Genomic DNA, 15,119 nt, shown 5'->3' with positions numbered 1-15,119 from the left:
GGCCGGCCACCGACCGCGCGCACGACGAGAGCCCACCGAGGGAACGCCTCCGGCGCCGACGGCGCCGAATGTTGCGAACAAGTGTGTGATCTTGACTTCTCGGCGCGCTCGAAGATCAATGCACGGTCAAGAGACACGTCTCCTCGCGCGCTCGAGTGATCGTCCACGGCGCCGTGGCACGATCGTGCCGCCCGCGTCGGCGCCGTACGGGCGACCGGCCGGGATCAGTGCGTCGCGGATCCGGGCGCGCGGCGCGTCCTCCGGCGTGGCCGGTCGCCCGGGCGGACCTGGAGGAAGCCGATGCCCACGACGATGACGGCGGTGGTGGCCAGGCGGTACGGCCCACCCGGTGAGCTGAGGGTCGAGGACCTGCCGGTCCCCCGGCCCGGCCCGGGGCAGATCCAGGTACGGGTCCGGGCCGCCTCGGTGAACCCCGCCGACGTCTGGAACCTCAGCGGCGTCATGCGCGACCTGCTCCCGCTCGCCTTCCCGCTCGTGCCCGGCGGTGACTTCGCGGGCACCGTGACCGAGACCGGCGCCGGCGTCACCCGGTTCGCCGTCGGGGAGGAGCTGTTCGGGGTCGGGTTCCCGCGCACCATGGCGGAGATCGCCGGCCGGGTCTCCGCGCCGCCGTCCCTGAGCACGGGCTCCAGCGCCGAGTACGCGGTGTTCGAGGCGGACACCCCGGCGCTCGCGGTACGCCCGCCGGAGCTGGCCGCCGAGCACGCCGCCACGCTGTCCACAGTGGGCCTCGCGGCCCTGGCGATGTTCCGCGCGGGCGGGTTCCGAGCCGGTGAGACCGTCCTGGTCGTCGGCGCGACCGGGGGCGTGGGCGGGGTGGCGATCCCGCTGCTGGCCGCCGCCGGAGCGCACGTGATCGCGACCGCGCTGCCCGAGGACGAGCGGTACGTCCGGGAGCTCGGCGCCGCGGAGGTGATCGACTACCGGTCGGCCGACCCCGTGGCCGAGACGTTGCGGCTGCACCCCGGTGGGGTGGACGCGCTGGTGAGCCTGGTACTGCCGGGCGACCGTCTGACCGAGGCGAGCCGGGTCCTGCGGCCGAACGGCCGCGTGATCAGGTTCGCCACCCCCAACTTCGCGCCCACCGAGCTGCGCTCCGACCTCCGCGACGTCGGCTTCCACGCCTTCGCCCACCCCGGCGACCTCGACCGGCTGGCGGCCGCGGCGGCCGGGGGCACCCTGCCGTGCACCATCAGCCGCCGGTACCTCCTGAAGGAGGGACCCCGGGCCTACGCCGATCTGGCGGGACGGCACACCCGCGGGAAACTCGTCATCGTCATGCCCGACTCCGCCTGACGGCGGCCCTCGTACCGGCGGGCCCCCGTACGGGCGGGCCCGCCGTCACGCGCGGGCGGTCATCCCCACACGGCTTTGGCGATGCGGTCGGCCTGGCCCACATCGGTGACGCACGGGATGAGGATGAGCTCGTCGCAGCCCGACGCCTCGTACCCGTCGGCGAACTCACGGAGCTGCCGCTCGTCGGTGAGCATGCTGCGCACGGCCATGTCCGCCTTCGGCCCGGCGAAGGCGTAGTACTCGGTGAGGTAGCGTCCGGCGGCTTCGCGGGCGTCCGCGCCGAGCGCGACGTAGGCGATGGCCAGCATCCGCGGTTCGCCGGTACGGCCCGCGGCCTGCCAGGCCGTACGCGCCCGCTGGGCGAGCGCGTCGTAGCCGGACGCCGAGCTGCCGCCGGCGATCCAGCCGTCACCGTAGGTGGCCGCCCGCCGCATGGCCGCCTCGGAGTGCCCGCCCACGATCAGCGGCGGACCGCCGTTCACGCAGGAGGGGCCCGGCACCAGCCCGGGCGACGCCGCGCCCGCCCAGAGCCGCCGGAGCTCGCCGAGCAGGTCGTCGAGCCGGCGGCCCCGCCGGTGGAACGGCGTCCCGCACGCCTCGTAGTCGTCCTCGCGCGGGCCGGCCGCCACGCTGACGACGAGGCGGCCGCCGGAGAGCCGGTGCAGGGACGCGAGCTGCTTGGCCAGCACCACCTGATCGCCGCGGTAGGCGGCGATCAGGATGCTGGTGGTCAGCCGGATCCGGCTCGTCGCGCCGGCGGCGGCCGCCAGCGTGATCAGCGGCTCATAGGAGTCGTACATGAGCCGGTCCAGCACACCGAGAGAGGAGAAGCCGAGGTCCTCGCCGCGTTTCGCCCACGCGAGAAGCTCGTCGCCGCCGGCACCGGGGATGGTGGTCGGCAGCCCGATCCCGATCTCCACGCCGTCACCCGCTCACGGGGTGGGTGTCCACCGACAGCTGGGAGACGGAGCGCATGACCGAGTTACGGAAGTACTCCTGGAAGCCCGCCTCCGTCGAGGTGTCGCGCTTCTCGGCCAGGTACGGCGCGAGCTTCTCCTCCAGGAGGTGCACGCCCTTCTGCCGGCCCATGTGCGCGGCCACCGCACGGAAGTCGCCCTCGTAGTGGATCACCCGGACCATCACGTCGTCCTTGATGAACACGGCCGTGCCGAGGAGACGGCCGGCCTTCTCGCCGTCCGGGTCCTGGAAGACGGGCGTGTCCACCCGCTGGAAGCCCGCGAAGATCTCCGCGATCTCGTCCTCGTGTCCGGGAACGACCCGGTAGGTGATGGCGGCGAACGGCATCAGACACCTCCGTCGATGTTGAGCGTGGCACCGGTGATGTACTGCGATGAGTCACTGGCCAGGAACAGGACGGCCGGGGCGACGTCGGCGCTCGTGCCCAGCCGGCCCAGCGCGGTCACCGCGCGGATCGCGTCGGCGACCGGAGGCGGCGGTCCACCGCCGGGCTCGGTGACGATGACGCCGGGCGCGATGGTGTTGACCCGGATCCCGCGGGGACCCAGCTCCCTGGCCAGCGACCGGGTCAGTCCGAGGATCGCGGTCTTGGAGGCGCCGTAGTGCGCGCTCTCCGGCCGTCCCCGCATTCCCGCGGACGCTCCGATGTTGATGATCGAGCCGCCGTCCGCGAGCAGCCCGAGGACGGCCTTGGTGACCAGGAAGGTGCCGGTCAGGTTCGCGTCGAGGACCCGCCGCCATTCCTGCGCCGACAGCTCCCCGAACTTCGCCCGGCCGTCCACGCCGACGTTGTTGACGAGCGCGTCGAGCCCGCCGAGGGTCTCCCGGCAGGCCTCCGCGAGCGCGGAGGCACCGGCGGGTTCGGTGACGTCGGCCTGGACCAGGCGGTGGTCGCCGCCGAGTTCCTTAAGCTCGCGGGCGAGGCCGTCGGCCGCCTCACCGGGCGTGCGATGGCAGGCCACGACCCGGGCGCCGGCCCGGGCGAAGGCCAGTACGGTCTCCCTGCCGATGCCCCGGCTGCCGCCGGTCACCAGCACGCGCTTGCCGCGCAGTCCGAGATTCATGGGACCTCCGTCGGGTGGGGCGGTTCATACGACGAACTCCGGCCCGACGCTGCCCCGGTCCTCTCGCAGTGGGCTGGAGACGCGCTCGCGACGCCGGTCGCGCGGCGCGGGCTCAGGTGGTGCGGGTTCACGCGATGCGGGCTCGCGTGGTGCGGGCTCAGGTGGTGCGGGCTCGTGCGGTGCGGGTTCACGCGGTGCCCGACGCCGGCGCGGCCGCGCCCGCACCGGTCATCGCGTAGACCACGTGCATGGTCGTCATCGAGCCGCCGGAGCGGTACGGGTGCAGCTTCGTCCGGTGCGCGAGGTGGGTGTCGCTGTGCTCGAACTCGCGGAACCGCGGCTCGTCGGTCCAGTCGCTGACGATGTAGTAGACGTTGTCCTCTTCGTCGCTCCGGGACAGCCACTGGCCGATGTTCGCCGGATGGTCCGTGACCGCCTTGCCGACGGAATGCCAGGTCTGCTCGAACTCCTGCTCCATCCCCTGGTGGATCTGCATGCGCAGCATGACGCGGAACATCGACTGCGGCTCTGACATGGTTCCTCCCTGGTACGGCCGCTCGACGTACGTCGCGGCCACGGTCATGGACGTTCGGGCTCAGCGCGTGCCGCCGGCGGTGTGGACCACCTCGCCGTTGACGTTGCCGTTCGCCGCGGAGCCGAGGAAGACGATGACGCGCGCGACCTCCTCCGCGGTGGTCAGGCGGCCGCTCGGGGTGTCGCGGGTGACGCGTTCCAGGAGTTCCGGATCGACCGCGTCGAGGCTCTCGGTCACCGTGCCGCCGGGCGCGACCACGTTGACGAGCACCCCGTCCCGCGTCCACATCAGGCCCCGGGCGAACCCGTGCAGCGCCGCCTTCGAGGCGCTGTACAGCTCCGATCCGGGGTTCCCGTGCTCCGCCGTGACTGAGGACAGCAGGACGACCCGGCCCCAGCCACGCGCTCGCATGCCGCGCAGGGCGTACCGGACCGTCCACATGTGCCCCTCGGCGTTCTCGCGGTAGCGGGCGAGCCAGTAGTCCATCGGGAAGTCCTCGTACGGCGGGATCTCCGCCGGATCGATCCACTCCCACGTCTGGGCGTTGGCCACGACGACGTCCACTCCGCCCCAGCGTTCCTCGACGGCGCGCACCGCCGCCTCGATCGAGTCGGGGTCGGCGAGGTCGAGCCGGACCGCGCAGGCCCGGCTCTCGCCGCCGAGCTCGTCGACCAGGCTCTTGGCCGCCGCGTCCGAGGTGTGATAGCCCACGGCGACGCGGGCGCCCTCCTCGCCGAAGAGCCGCGCCGTCGCACGGCCGATCCCTCGGGTGGCGCCCGTGACGAGTACGCGCTTGTCCGCCAGACCTAGATCCATCGGCACATCCCTACGGCTGTGGGCACGTCGGCGGCCAGGGTGCGCCGCCACGCTCGAGGACGGCTTAACGAGCGGCCGCCCTGATCGCGGGGCCCGGACGCCCTCGTGCCGGCTTCGAGGGCGACTCCACGCTCCGCCGTTACCGTCCGGCCGATGTTCCGCGCCGTGGAGGAGGCAGGCCGATGCTGCACGAAGAGCTCCGGACGATCCGGGATCCGGTACTGCGCAAGGTGCAGGACCACCCGTTCTGGTCGGGCCTGCGCGACGGCTCGCTGCCGGGTGAGGCCCTCGCGTACTTCGTCCGGCAGGACACCGCCTTCCTGCTGCCCGCTTACGCCCGCGCCCTGGCCCGGTGCGCCGCGGCCGCCCCGGACGACGCGGCCGCGCTCCTGCTCGGCCAGTCGGTCGTCGGCACCCTGGAGGCCCGCGACGAACTGCGCGCCGCCTACACGTCGTTCGCCGCAGGGCACGGCCTGCCCGCGCTCGACGAGGGGAGCGCGGTCGCCCCTGCCACCCACGCCCACGCGTCGTTCTTCGGCGCGGCCACCGCCACGTCGTTCCACGCGGGGCTGGGCGCGCTGCTGCCGATGGTGTGGTTCAACCACGAGGTGTCCGACCGGCTCAAGGACGGCGTGGTCCCCGGATCCCGGTACGCGGACTGGAGCGTCGCCTACCACCCCGGGGACTCCTACCAGTACGCGGTGCGCGCGTTCCTCGACCTGGTGGACCGGGCGGGCGAGGAGTGCTCCGCCGCGGAGCGTCGGGTCATGGTCGAGCAGTTCTCCATCGGCGCCCAGTACGAATGGGACTTCGCCGAGTCCTGCCTGCAGCAGGGCTCTTGGCCGATGTGAACGAGACGCCGAGGATCGTTGCCGGAATCCGCCGAGAAAGGTGGCCATTGGCATGAGCGTGCAAGCCCCGATTCCCTACCCCTTCGAGTGGACCCCTCCGATGCAGGTTCCCGACGGTCTGCGGGGGCTGCGGGAGAAGGCACTCGTTTCGGTCAGGCTGCCCAGCGGTGACACCGCGGTCATGGTGACCCGCTACCGGGACGTCCGGAGCCTGTTCTCCGACTCCAGGCTGAGCAAGAACGTGGCCAGGCCGGACGCGGCGCGGATCTCCGCCGACAACAAGCTGTTCGTCGACCCGCGGGTCGACGCCGACCCGCCCGCGCACATCCGGGTCCGCGGCCTCGTCACCAAGGCGTTCACCGCGCGCCGGGTCGAGGCGCTGCGCCCCTTCGCGCAGGAGGTCACCGACGACCTGCTCGCGAAGATGGCGGAGGGCCCGCAGCCCGTCGAGCTGAACGAGGCGCTGGCCTTCCCTCTGCCGATCCTGGTGATCTGCCGGCTGCTCGGGGTGCCCAGCGAGGACCGGGACAAGTTCCGCCGGCTGGTGGACGGGTTCCTCTCGGTGACCAAGCTGCCGCCGGAGCAGGTCGAGGAGTGCCGTCAGGGCCTGTGGAACTACCTGGGCGAGCTGATCGAGCGCAAGCGGGCGCACCCGACCGACGATCTGATCGGCGGTCTGATCAAGGTCCGGGACGAGGACGACAACCGGCTCTCGGAGTTCGAGCTGCACTGGTGGACGCAGAGCCTGCTCATCGCCGGCTACGTCACCACGGCGAGCCAGATCGGCACCGGCACCGCGGTGCTGCTGCACCGCCAGGACCTGGTCCGTGAGATCCAGAACGACTACTCCCTGGTCGAGTCCGCCGTCGAGGAACTGCTGCGGACCCAGATCATGGGATCGTCGATCGGCACCCTGCGGTACGCGTTGGAGGACATCGAGCTGTCCGACGGAACCGTGATCGAGAAGGGGTCCAGCGTCCTGCTCTCCGAGGAGTCGGCGAACATGGACGAGACGGTGTTCACCGATCCGTTCTCGCTCGACATCCGGCGCCCCGAGAACCACCACATGACCTTCGGGTCCGGCATCCACTACTGCGCCGGCGCGGCCCTGGCCCGCATGGAGCTGCAGGTCGCCACCGAGAGCCTGCTGCGCCGGTTCCCGGCCATCCGCCTCGCGATGCCGGTCGAGGACATGCCGCGCGCGGTCGGCGGGTTCATGGAGGGCTTCAGCGAGGTTCCGGTCGTCTGGTGACCGGGACCTCCGAGCGACGGCACGCGACCGTGCCGGTAGGAGGACGAGAGATGGCCGTTCGGGACATCGACCTGATGGATCCCACGGTGTTCAGCGATGGCATCCCCTACGACTACTTCCGCCGGCTCCGGCACTCCGACCGGCTGCCGCTGGCCCGGGACACCGACGGCCAGCCGTTCTGGTACCTGACCCGGCACGAGGACGTCGCCCGGGTCTCTCGGGACCACGAGACCTTCGCCTCCGGCCCGACCACCATGACGTCGGTGCGGAAGGCCGACATCACCGACCCGGTGATCACCTTCCTGGACGGTCCCGCGCACACCCGCATGCGCAAGCTGGCGTTCAAGGCGTTCGCCCCGGCGCGCATGGCCCTGCTCAAGAAGCCGATCCGCGGCATCGTCGACTCCCTGCTCGCCGAGGTGGTGGAGAAGGGGGAGTTCGACCTCGCCGAGGACGTCGCCCTCCGGCTGCCGTTCCAGGTGCTGGCCGAGCTGCTCGGCGTCCCGGAGCCCGACCGGGACGTCGTGATCGACTGGGCGCGGCACACGGTGAACCTCGGCGATCCGGAGTACGACCTCGCGGCCGGCGAGGAGGACGTCTTCGACAGGCTGCTGGGCTACTTCCGTGACCTCGCCGAGGCCCGGTCCCGGCAGCCGGCCGACGACCTGTTCTCCATCCTCCTGGCGGCCCGGTTGAAGAGCGACCGGATCAACCTGCCGGACCGGCTCAGCACCGAGGAGATCGCGGTCTTCGCCACCACGCTGATCACGGCGGGCAGCGAGACCACGTACTGCTCCGTCTCCGGCGCCGTGCTGGCGCTGCTGGAGTTCGGCGACGAGCTGGCGAAGCTGCGGGCCGACCGGAGTCTGATGCCGACGGCGGTGGACGAGGTCCTGCGCTGGGTGACCCCCGTCACCCACTTCGCGCGCAACGTCGTCCGCGACACCGAGATCGGTGGCCAGCCGATCGGCGCGGGGGAGCGGGTGGTGATGTGGTACACCTCCGCGAACAGGGACGAGGAGGTCTTCGCCGACCCGGACCGGTTCGACGTGACCCGCTCGCCGAACCCGCACGTCACCTTCGGCGGCGGCGGCCCGCACTTCTGCATCGGGAACGGGCTGGCGGTGCTGGAGCTCACCCAGTTCCTCGACGCCGCGATCGACCTGCTGCCGCGGATGGAGATCACCGGCACGCCGGTGCGCCCCGAGAGCAACTTCATGAACTGCGTCAAGCACCTGCCCATGCGCTACCGCTGATGCGGCACGGTGCCGGCCGAACCTCAGGGACGTGGACCGATGACGGAGAAAGACGCGGTGGCCGCCGGGCGCACCGCCCTGGTGACCGGGGCCAACCGCGGCATCGGCCGCGCGGTCGCCGCCGAGCTGTACCGGCGGGACATACGGGTCGTCGTGACCGCGCGGAACGCCGAGGACGCGCGGGCCACCGCCGCCGACCTCGGCCCCGGCGCCCGGGCGGCGCGGCTCGACATCACCGATCCCGACAGCGTCAAGGAGGCCGCCGAGCGGGTGGGGCCGGTGGACATCCTGGTGTGCAACGCCGGGGTGCTGCTGGACGCGGGGACCGACCCCCTGTCGGTCCCGCTGGAACTGGTCGAGGAGACGCTCCGCGTCAACCTGCTGGGCACCTGGCGGGTGGCGCAGGCGTTCGTGCCGCCCATGGTCCGGCGGGGCTGGGGCCGCGTGGTGATCATCTCCAGTGGGACCACCACCGAGTTCGGCGGCCGCCTGTTCGCCGCCGCCCCGGGGTACTCGGTCTCGAAGAGCGGGCTGAACGGTCTGGCCGCCATGCTCGCCGAGCAGACCGCCGGCTCGGGCGTCCTGGTCAACGCGGTGAATCCCGGCCGGCTGCGCACCCGGATGATGCCGAACCAGCCGAACCCTCCGGAGGTGGCCGCCCCGTTCATCGCCGACGCGGCGACCCTTCCCGCCGACGGTCCGACCGGGGGGTTCCTGACGGAGAAACGCGGCCCGGGCCGAGCCTGAGGACACTGGAAGGAGAGACCGTGAAATTCGACTTGTCCGGCAAGAAGGCCGTCGTCACGGGGGCCAGCCACGGCATCGGCCTGGCGGTGGTGCAGGCGCTCGCCTCGGTCGGCGCGGAGGTGATCGGCGGCGCCCGGAGTGCGAGCGAGGCGCTGCTGACCGCCACGCCGCACGCGGTCGAGGTGGACCTGGCCACGCCCGACGGGCCGCGTACGCTCGTCGAACGGGCGCTGGCCGAGTTCGGCGGCATCGACATCCTGGTGAACAACGTCGGCAACGGGGTGAAACTGGCGCAGGGCTTCCTCGACACCGACGACGACGTCTGGCAGCGCACCTTCGAGCTCAACCTCTTCAGCGCCGTACGGGCGACGCGGGCGGCGCTGCCCAGCATCATCGAGCGCAAGGGCTCGATCATCAACATCGGGTCGGTCAACTCGAGAATCGCCGACCCCCGCCTGGTCCACTACTCCGCGGCCAAGGCCGCGCTCACGAACCTGAGCAAGGCCCTGTCCGCCGAGTTCAGCCCGCTCGGGGTCCGGGTCAACACCATCACCCCGGGGCCGACGCGGACCCGGATCTGGACCAAGCCGGAGATCACCACGAAGCTGGGGCTCTCCGAGGAGGAGTTCATCGAGCGGAACGGCCTGAGCACCGGCACGATGATCGAACCGACCGAGATCGCTGCGCTGGTCGTGCTGCTGACCTCCGGGGAGGTCCCGAGCGTCACCGGATCGGACTACCTGATCGACGCCGGCATGGTGAAGACCCTCTGACCCACGACGCACCGCGGCCCCCGCCACCGGCGGGGGCCGCGGTGCGTCGTGGTCAGGCCCGGTCGGCCGGGACGGGGGAGTACCGCTCCGCGATCACTGCGGCGTCCCTGTCGCCGTCACCGGTCCGTACGACGTCGGCGTACCGGTCCGCCGCGCAGGCGGTGACCGGGAGCTCGATCCCGTGTCGCGCGGCCTCGCCCGCGGCGAGACGGAGGTCCTTCTCCATCAGCACGCTGCGGAACGCCGGCGGCTCGTACCGGCGTGCCCGCACCAGTTCGGCGCGGAACGCCAGCGTCGGCGAGCTGAATCCGCTCTTGGCCAGGGCGGTGAGGAAGCCGTCGCGGTCCAGCCCGGCGGCGTCGACCAGCGCCACCGCCTCGGCCAGCGCGGCGACCTGGTTGCCGAGGACGAGGTTGAAGGACAGCTTGAGCACGGCCGCCGAGCCGGCCGGGCCGACATGCGTGATCTCCTGGCCGAGCGCCTCGAGGACGTGACGGACCGCCGCGACGTCCTCGCTCCGCCCCGCCGTGAAGACCCGCAGCTTCCCGGCCCGCGCCATGCCGGGGTTGCCCAGCACGCACGCCTCCACGCGGCGGACACCCGTCCGCGCCAGCCGTTCGGCCGCTTCGGCGGCGTAGGCCGGTGACACGGTCGAGGTGTCCACGATGATGGCGCCCGGGCTCAGCGCGTCCCGTACCTCGCCGAACAGGACCTGCTCGACCGCGTTCTCGTCGCTGAGGCTCAGCACGACGATCCGGGCGCCGCGTACGGCCTCCGAACTCGACGCGGCGACCCGCGCGCCCGCCTCGGCGAGCGGGGCGGCCTTGGCCGCCGTGCGGTTGTAGACCACGATCGGGAATCCGGCGGCCCGCAGCCGTCCGGCCATGCCGCCGCCCATGCCGCCCAGGCCGATGAACGCCACACTCTCGTTGCTCATGAGGGTCACCCTTCGATCGCGCGCGTCGGCGCGTCAGATCACCACGTCCACGTCGTAATGCGTCAGCCACCGGTTGAAGTTCAGCAGCATCTCGATGTTCATGCGGCTCGCCCAGTCGTACGCGATGCCGCCCTCCAGCGTGCGCCGCACCGCCTCCAGGTCGGTGAACGGCAGGACCGGCGAGGCGCTGTCCCGGACCAGGGCGGACAACTCGTCGTACAGCATCTCGGTGTACGCCGGGTCCTGGGTGACCGGCCACGGGCTCTTCGTGCGCTCCAGCACCGACGCGGGCACCAGGTCGCGCATCGCCGCGCGGAGGATGCTCTTCTCCCGGCCGTCGAAGGTCTTCATGCTCCACGGGACGTTGTAGAGGTACTCGACGAGGCGGTGGTCGGCGTACGGCACCCGCAGCTCGAGGCCGTGCGCCATGGACAGCCGGTCGCCGCGATCGAGCAGCATGGGCAGCCACCGGGTGAGGGTGACGTAGCCGATCGAGCGCATCCGCCGTTCCAGGTCGTCCTCGCCGTCCTGGTGCGGGGCCTCGGCCACGGCCTGCCGGAAGGAGTCCGCGTAGTAGCGGTTCATGTCGATCTTTTCCATGAACCCGGTGTCGAACAGGGCCCGGCCCAGGCCCTTCGGCGAACCCGGCTGCAGCGTCTCGTTGACGACCCAGGGGAAGACGTCGGCGTTCACGCACTCGGGTTTGTACATCCAGTTGTATCCGCCGAAGATCTCGTCCGCGACCTCGCCGGCGACCGCCACGGTGGAGTGCCTCTTGATCTCCCGGGAGGTCAGGTAGTTGGAGACGTCCATGTCGCCCAGCGCGGTCGGCATGTCTTGGGCGACGAGCACCGCGAGCCGGGTGTCGACGTCCATCAGCTCCTGCGGCCGCAGCCTGATCACGATGTGATCGGCGTGGACGAGCCGCGCGACCTCCGCCGCGAACGGTTCGTCCGGGGAGAACCGCACGTCGTCGGGCTCGAACTTCTCGGCGTAGTCGTTGTACGTGGTGACGAACGTCCGGACCCGTTCGCCTTCGAGCTTCCACCGCCACATCGAGGCGATGGCGGTCACGGCGCTGGAGTCGACGCCGCCGGACAGCGCCGTGCACAGCGGGACGTCCGACTGCAGTTCGCGCAGCACGATGTCCTCGAGCAGCGACCGGACCTCGCGGACGGTCGTGTCGAGGTCGTCGGTGTGCGGGCGCGCCTCCAGCGCCCAGTAGCGCCGCTCGACCACGCCGCCGCGGTCGACGGTCAGCGTGTGGCCCGGCCGGACCTCCGCCATGTCCTGGTAGACGGCCTGGCCCGGCTGCTTGGCGGTCGAGAACAGCTCCCGCAGCCCGTCGGCCGTGACGACCGGGCGGACCTGCGGGTTGGCCAGCAGCGCCTTCGGCTCGGAACCGAAGATCACGCCCTCGGGCCGCCTGCTGTAGAAGAGGGGCTTGACGCCCAGCCGGTCACGGACCAGGACGAGCCTCTCGCGGCGGATGTCCCAGACGGCGAAGGCGAAGATGCCCTCGAGCCGTTCGGCGCAGGCGACGTCCCACTCCAGGTACGCGCGCAGCACCACCTCGGTGTCGCTCCTGGTGCGGAACCGGTGCCCGCGTGCCGTCAGCTCGCTGCGCAGCTGTTTGAAGTTGTAGACCTCACCGTTGTACACGATCACCGCGACGGGCCTGCCGTCCTCCTCGACGGTCAGCGGCTGCGCGCCGCCGGCCAGGTCGATGATGGAGGTACGGGTGTGCCCCAGCCCGATATGGGTGTCCAGCCACAGGCCACGGTCGTCGATCCCCCGGCCGGCCAGCGTGTCGGTCATCGCGAGCAGCGTCGGCCGCTGCCCTCCCACATCCCGCCCGAAGTCCAACCAGCCGGCGATGCCGCACATCCGCGTCTCCTTCAGTCGATTGGCGGAGCTTGCAGCATGATGCGGCGCGCGCATCCAGGCGGGTTCGACGACCGGTCCAGCCGGAACCGGGTTCGCGCCGCCGGCGGACGTCCCTCGACCGCCCCCCGATCCAGGTGCGAGCCGTGGCGGGGACGCTTGTCCGGCTGAACGAGAGGTGGGAGCCGATGAAGGAGGCCGGCGTGCCCGAGACACCGAACAAGGTGGGTCACTTCGAGGTGGACCTTCCTCCCGAGAAACAGGTGCTCGCCCTGTTCGCGGCCAAGTGGACCCTCGGGGCTCTCCGCGCGCTCGTCGAGGCGAAGGTGCCGGACGTGCTCGCCCGCGGACCGCGGACGGCCGCGGAGATCGGCGCGGAGACCGGGACGAGAGCCGACACGCTGTACCGGCTGCTGCGGGCCGTGGCGGCGGCGGGGATCCTGACGGAGGGGGCCGACGGCCGGTTCGCCCTGACGACGGCCTCCACGGGCCTGGTCTCCGGCGCGCCGGACGGCATCCGCGATATGTTCCTGTTCGCCTCCGACCCGATGCTGTGGCGGCCGTACGAGAACGTCGCGCACAGTCTGCGGACCGGCCGGCCGTCCTTCGAGGAGGCGTTCGGCATGTCCTTCTACGAGTACACCAAGGCGAATCCGGCCGGCGGGGCCGTGCTGGACCGGGCGATGCAGCAGAACCAGTACCCGGCCACGGACGTCATCTTCGAGCGGTTCGACTTCGGCCGCTTCGGCCGCATCGCGGACGTGGGCGGGGGACGAGGACAGTTCCTGGCCGAGATCCTGCGCCGGCACCCGCACTGCACCGGGGTGCTCGCCGACCAGCCGCAGACGGTCGCCGACGCGAAGGCGACGTTCGAGGACGAGGACGTGGCGGGCCGGGTGACGATCGTGCCGACCGACTTCTTCGTCGAGGTCCCCGGCGGTTGCGACGCCTACTTCATCAAGCACACCCTGCACAACTGGGACGACGACAAGGCGGAGCTCATCCTGCGCCGGATCCGGGAGGCCATCGGCGACGACCGCGACGCCCGGCTGCTCATCGTCGACCAGTTGCTGCGCGGCCCCGGCGAGTGGGACATCGGCAAGCTGATCGATGTGGAGGCCCTCGCGGTGCTGGGCGGCCGGGAACGCGGCCTCGACGAGTGGAACCGCATCGCCGGCGCGGCCGGCTTCGCGATCGCCAACGAGCCGGTTCCGGGCAACATCGCGCTCCTCGAATACCGGCCCGTCTGACGATCCGCGGCCCGCCTACTCGACGCGGATGGACTGCGTCGGGCAGCTGCGGGCCGCGCTCCGGACGGCCTCGTGCAGCGACGACGGGGGTTCCGTGTCGAGGATCTCCACGGCCCCGTCGTCGTCCTGGTCGAAGACCTCGGGCACGCGGTAGACGCACAGGCTGCTCACCGCGCACGTTTCCTTGTCCGCGCTCACGCGCATCATCGCCACCGTTCCGACGGCCGCCCGGGTGCGTGCCCCGATGGCCGTCTCACGTCGCCGGGAACATGTCAGCAGGAGTATGCGGCCGGATGTTCGCGCCTGACTCGACTGCGCGGCCCGCGCCGCCCGCGCGCAACTCGAGTGATCCTCCATGCGGCGACGGCACGATCGCATCGGCGAAGGGGGATACCGATGGCGGGTACGGCCATTGCCGGATCTGAGCGAGACGTGCTCCGCCTGGGCCACGCGTTCTGCGAAGCCCAGGCTCTGCTCACCGCGGTGGAACTCGGTCTGTTCACCGCGCTGCACGACGATCCGGCCACGGCGGAGGAGATCCGCGTACGCCTCGGCCTGCACGGCCGGGGACTGCGTGACCTCCTGCGGCTGCTCGTCGCCCTCGGCGTCCTGCGGGAGGACGAGGGCCGGTTCCGGAACTCGGCCGACGCGGACCGCCACCTGGTCGCCGGCCTGGACGGCTACGTCGGCTCCACGCTGCTCGGAGCCAAGGCGAACCTGTACGCCCTGTGGGACGGGCTGACCGACACGCTGCGCAGTGGCCGGCCGCGGTCGAGCCCGGGCGACTTCACCGCGATGCTCGACGACCCGGCCGAGGTCCGGCGGTACGCCCGGATGATGGAGGGCTCGCTCGGAACGGTCGTCTCCCCGCTGCTGGAGGCCGTCGACTGGTCCGCCCACCGTTCGGTGGTCGACGTCGGCGGTTGCCGCGGCGGCCTCGTGGGCCGGATCGTCGCCGCGTGGCCCGCCCTCGCCGGGCACGTGTTCGACCTGCCGCAGCTCGAACCGGTGTTCAGCGAGCACATGGCGGAGCTGGGCCTGACGGGAAAGGTGTCCTTCCACGCCGGCGACTTCTTCCGCGATCCGCTGCCCCGCACCGACCTGATGGTCTTCGGCCACGTCCTGCACAACTGGTCGTGGGAGCAGCGGGCCCATCTGCTCCGCGCGGCGTTCCGGGCGCTCGAGCCGGGCGGCGTGCTCCTGGTCTACGACCGGATGCTCGACGAGGCGTTCGCCGACGTGGACAACCTCGTCGCCAGCCTCATCATGGCGCTGGTCACCGAGGAGGGCGGCGAGTACACCGTCGGCGAGCTGCGGGAACTGGCCACGTCCGTCGGTTTCGCGACGGTGGACGACCAGCGGCTCGACGCCAACGAGACGCTGGTCGTCTGCCGGAAGCCCGCGACCGGCTGAGCCCGGCAGGCGATGACACCGCCTGCCGGGCCCTCTCAGCGCACCC

16 protein-coding genes are annotated in these 15,119 nt (G+C 71.7%); 8 read left to right on the top strand and 8 right to left on the bottom strand.

Annotated elements, in window-relative coordinates:
* The first annotated feature begins 300 nt into the window (after positions 1-300).
* Positions 301-1,317 carry an NADP-dependent oxidoreductase gene (locus tag ABD978_RS25610; RefSeq protein WP_345359565.1) on the top strand — a complete coding sequence of 339 codons (1,017 nt, stop codon included), beginning with the start codon at positions 301-303 and terminating at the stop codon, positions 1,315-1,317.
* A gap of 59 nt (positions 1,318-1,376) precedes the next feature.
* Here ABD978_RS25610 and ABD978_RS25605 read toward each other — a convergent pair whose 3' ends face one another.
* From ABD978_RS25605 to ABD978_RS25585, 5 genes are all read right to left on the bottom strand, one after another.
* A complete protein-coding gene (locus ABD978_RS25605) occupies positions 1,377-2,237 on the bottom strand; it encodes an LLM class flavin-dependent oxidoreductase (protein ID WP_345359562.1) in 861 nt (286 codons plus the stop codon).
* A 4-nt stretch (positions 2,238-2,241) separates the two neighbouring features.
* A complete protein-coding gene (locus ABD978_RS25600; RefSeq protein WP_345359559.1) occupies positions 2,242-2,622 on the bottom strand; it encodes a SchA/CurD-like domain-containing protein in 381 nt (126 codons plus the stop codon).
* Positions 2,622-3,359 carry an SDR family NAD(P)-dependent oxidoreductase gene (locus ABD978_RS25595; protein ID WP_345359556.1) on the bottom strand — a complete coding sequence of 246 codons (738 nt, stop codon included), beginning with the start codon at positions 3,357-3,359 and terminating at the stop codon, positions 2,622-2,624. Before ABD978_RS25595 ends, ABD978_RS25600 begins: the two co-directional genes overlap by 1 nt.
* Positions 3,360-3,546: 187 nt before the next feature.
* Entirely contained in the window at positions 3,547-3,894 is a 348-nt protein-coding gene (locus tag ABD978_RS25590; RefSeq protein WP_345359553.1) for an antibiotic biosynthesis monooxygenase family protein, read from the bottom strand.
* A 60-nt stretch (positions 3,895-3,954) separates the two neighbouring features.
* Positions 3,955-4,710 (bottom strand): SDR family NAD(P)-dependent oxidoreductase, encoded by a 756-nt coding sequence (locus tag ABD978_RS25585; RefSeq protein WP_345359550.1) that lies wholly within the window; start codon positions 4,708-4,710, stop codon positions 3,955-3,957.
* Positions 4,711-4,892: 182 nt separating this feature from the next.
* Here ABD978_RS25585 and ABD978_RS25580 point away from each other — a divergent pair, with 182 nt between their 5' ends.
* Genes ABD978_RS25580 through ABD978_RS25560 form a run of 5 tightly spaced genes read left to right on the top strand, consistent with a single transcriptional unit; the run spans position 4,893 to position 9,589 of the window.
* Positions 4,893-5,561, top strand: coding sequence for a TenA family protein (locus ABD978_RS25580; protein ID WP_345359547.1), 669 nt, complete (start codon positions 4,893-4,895; stop codon positions 5,559-5,561).
* 52 nt (positions 5,562-5,613) lie between these two features.
* Positions 5,614-6,813 carry a cytochrome P450 gene (locus tag ABD978_RS25575; RefSeq protein ID WP_345359544.1) on the top strand — a complete coding sequence of 400 codons (1,200 nt, stop codon included), beginning with the start codon at positions 5,614-5,616 and terminating at the stop codon, positions 6,811-6,813.
* 50 nt (positions 6,814-6,863) lie between these two features.
* Positions 6,864-8,069 carry a cytochrome P450 gene (locus ABD978_RS25570; protein ID WP_345359541.1) on the top strand — a complete coding sequence of 402 codons (1,206 nt, stop codon included), beginning with the start codon at positions 6,864-6,866 and terminating at the stop codon, positions 8,067-8,069.
* 39 nt (positions 8,070-8,108) lie between these two features.
* A complete protein-coding gene (locus tag ABD978_RS25565) occupies positions 8,109-8,816 on the top strand; it encodes an SDR family NAD(P)-dependent oxidoreductase (protein ID WP_345359538.1) in 708 nt (235 codons plus the stop codon).
* A gap of 20 nt (positions 8,817-8,836) precedes the next feature.
* Complete coding sequence (locus ABD978_RS25560) at positions 8,837-9,589, top strand: SDR family NAD(P)-dependent oxidoreductase (RefSeq protein WP_345359535.1); 753 nt, start codon at positions 8,837-8,839, stop codon at positions 9,587-9,589.
* 52 nt (positions 9,590-9,641) lie between these two features.
* Here the strand turns inward: ABD978_RS25560 and ABD978_RS25555 are convergent, their stop codons facing one another.
* On the bottom strand, positions 9,642-10,535 hold the full coding sequence (locus tag ABD978_RS25555) for an NAD(P)-dependent oxidoreductase (protein WP_425550759.1): 894 nt from the start codon (positions 10,533-10,535) through the stop codon (positions 9,642-9,644).
* A 24-nt stretch (positions 10,536-10,559) separates the two neighbouring features.
* Positions 10,560-12,413: an asparagine synthase (glutamine-hydrolyzing) gene (asnB, locus tag ABD978_RS25550; RefSeq protein ID WP_345359531.1), complete on the bottom strand. Its 1,854-nt coding sequence runs from the start codon at positions 12,411-12,413 to the stop codon at positions 10,560-10,562.
* 200 nt (positions 12,414-12,613) lie between these two features.
* On the opposite strand from asnB, the gene ABD978_RS25545 reads away from it, so the two are divergent.
* Positions 12,614-13,660: a methyltransferase gene (locus ABD978_RS25545; protein WP_345359528.1), complete on the top strand. Its 1,047-nt coding sequence runs from the start codon at positions 12,614-12,616 to the stop codon at positions 13,658-13,660.
* A 15-nt stretch (positions 13,661-13,675) separates the two neighbouring features.
* On the opposite strand, the gene ABD978_RS25540 is transcribed toward ABD978_RS25545, so the two are convergent.
* Positions 13,676-13,864 carry a ferredoxin gene (locus tag ABD978_RS25540; protein WP_345359525.1) on the bottom strand — a complete coding sequence of 63 codons (189 nt, stop codon included), beginning with the start codon at positions 13,862-13,864 and terminating at the stop codon, positions 13,676-13,678.
* Between the two features lie 228 nt (positions 13,865-14,092).
* On the opposite strand from ABD978_RS25540, the gene ABD978_RS25535 reads away from it, so the two are divergent.
* Entirely contained in the window at positions 14,093-15,073 is a 981-nt protein-coding gene (locus tag ABD978_RS25535; RefSeq protein WP_345359522.1) for a methyltransferase, read from the top strand.
* The last annotated feature ends 46 nt before the right edge of the window (positions 15,074-15,119 follow it).

Source organism: Actinoallomurus liliacearum, assembly GCF_039542035.1.
GTDB lineage: Bacteria > Actinomycetota > Actinomycetes > Streptosporangiales > Streptosporangiaceae > Actinoallomurus > Actinoallomurus liliacearum.
Note: the sequence above shows the minus strand (reverse complement) of the source record. Positions and strands in the feature narration are given on the sequence as shown.

Bases quoted from the DNA above. Each gene is read 5' to 3' on its own strand.
- ABD978_RS25610 (WP_345359565.1), top strand. From the start codon at position 301: ATGCCCACGACGATGACGGCGGTGGTGGCCAGGCGGTACGGCCCACCC.
- ABD978_RS25600 (WP_345359559.1), bottom strand. From the start codon at position 2,622: ATGCCGTTCGCCGCCATCACCTACCGGGTCGTTCCCGGACACGAGGAC.
- ABD978_RS25595 (WP_345359556.1), bottom strand. From the start codon at position 3,359: ATGAATCTCGGACTGCGCGGCAAGCGCGTGCTGGTGACCGGCGGCAGC.
- ABD978_RS25590 (WP_345359553.1), bottom strand. From the start codon at position 3,894: ATGTCAGAGCCGCAGTCGATGTTCCGCGTCATGCTGCGCATGCAGATC.
- ABD978_RS25585 (WP_345359550.1), bottom strand. From the start codon at position 4,710: ATGGATCTAGGTCTGGCGGACAAGCGCGTACTCGTCACGGGCGCCACC.
- ABD978_RS25580 (WP_345359547.1), top strand. From the start codon at position 4,893: ATGCTGCACGAAGAGCTCCGGACGATCCGGGATCCGGTACTGCGCAAG.
- ABD978_RS25575 (WP_345359544.1), top strand. From the start codon at position 5,614: ATGAGCGTGCAAGCCCCGATTCCCTACCCCTTCGAGTGGACCCCTCCG.
- ABD978_RS25570 (WP_345359541.1), top strand. From the start codon at position 6,864: ATGGCCGTTCGGGACATCGACCTGATGGATCCCACGGTGTTCAGCGAT.
- ABD978_RS25565 (WP_345359538.1), top strand. From the start codon at position 8,109: ATGACGGAGAAAGACGCGGTGGCCGCCGGGCGCACCGCCCTGGTGACC.
- asnB (WP_345359531.1), bottom strand. From the start codon at position 12,413: ATGTGCGGCATCGCCGGCTGGTTGGACTTCGGGCGGGATGTGGGAGGG.
- ABD978_RS25540 (WP_345359525.1), bottom strand. From the start codon at position 13,864: ATGCGCGTGAGCGCGGACAAGGAAACGTGCGCGGTGAGCAGCCTGTGC.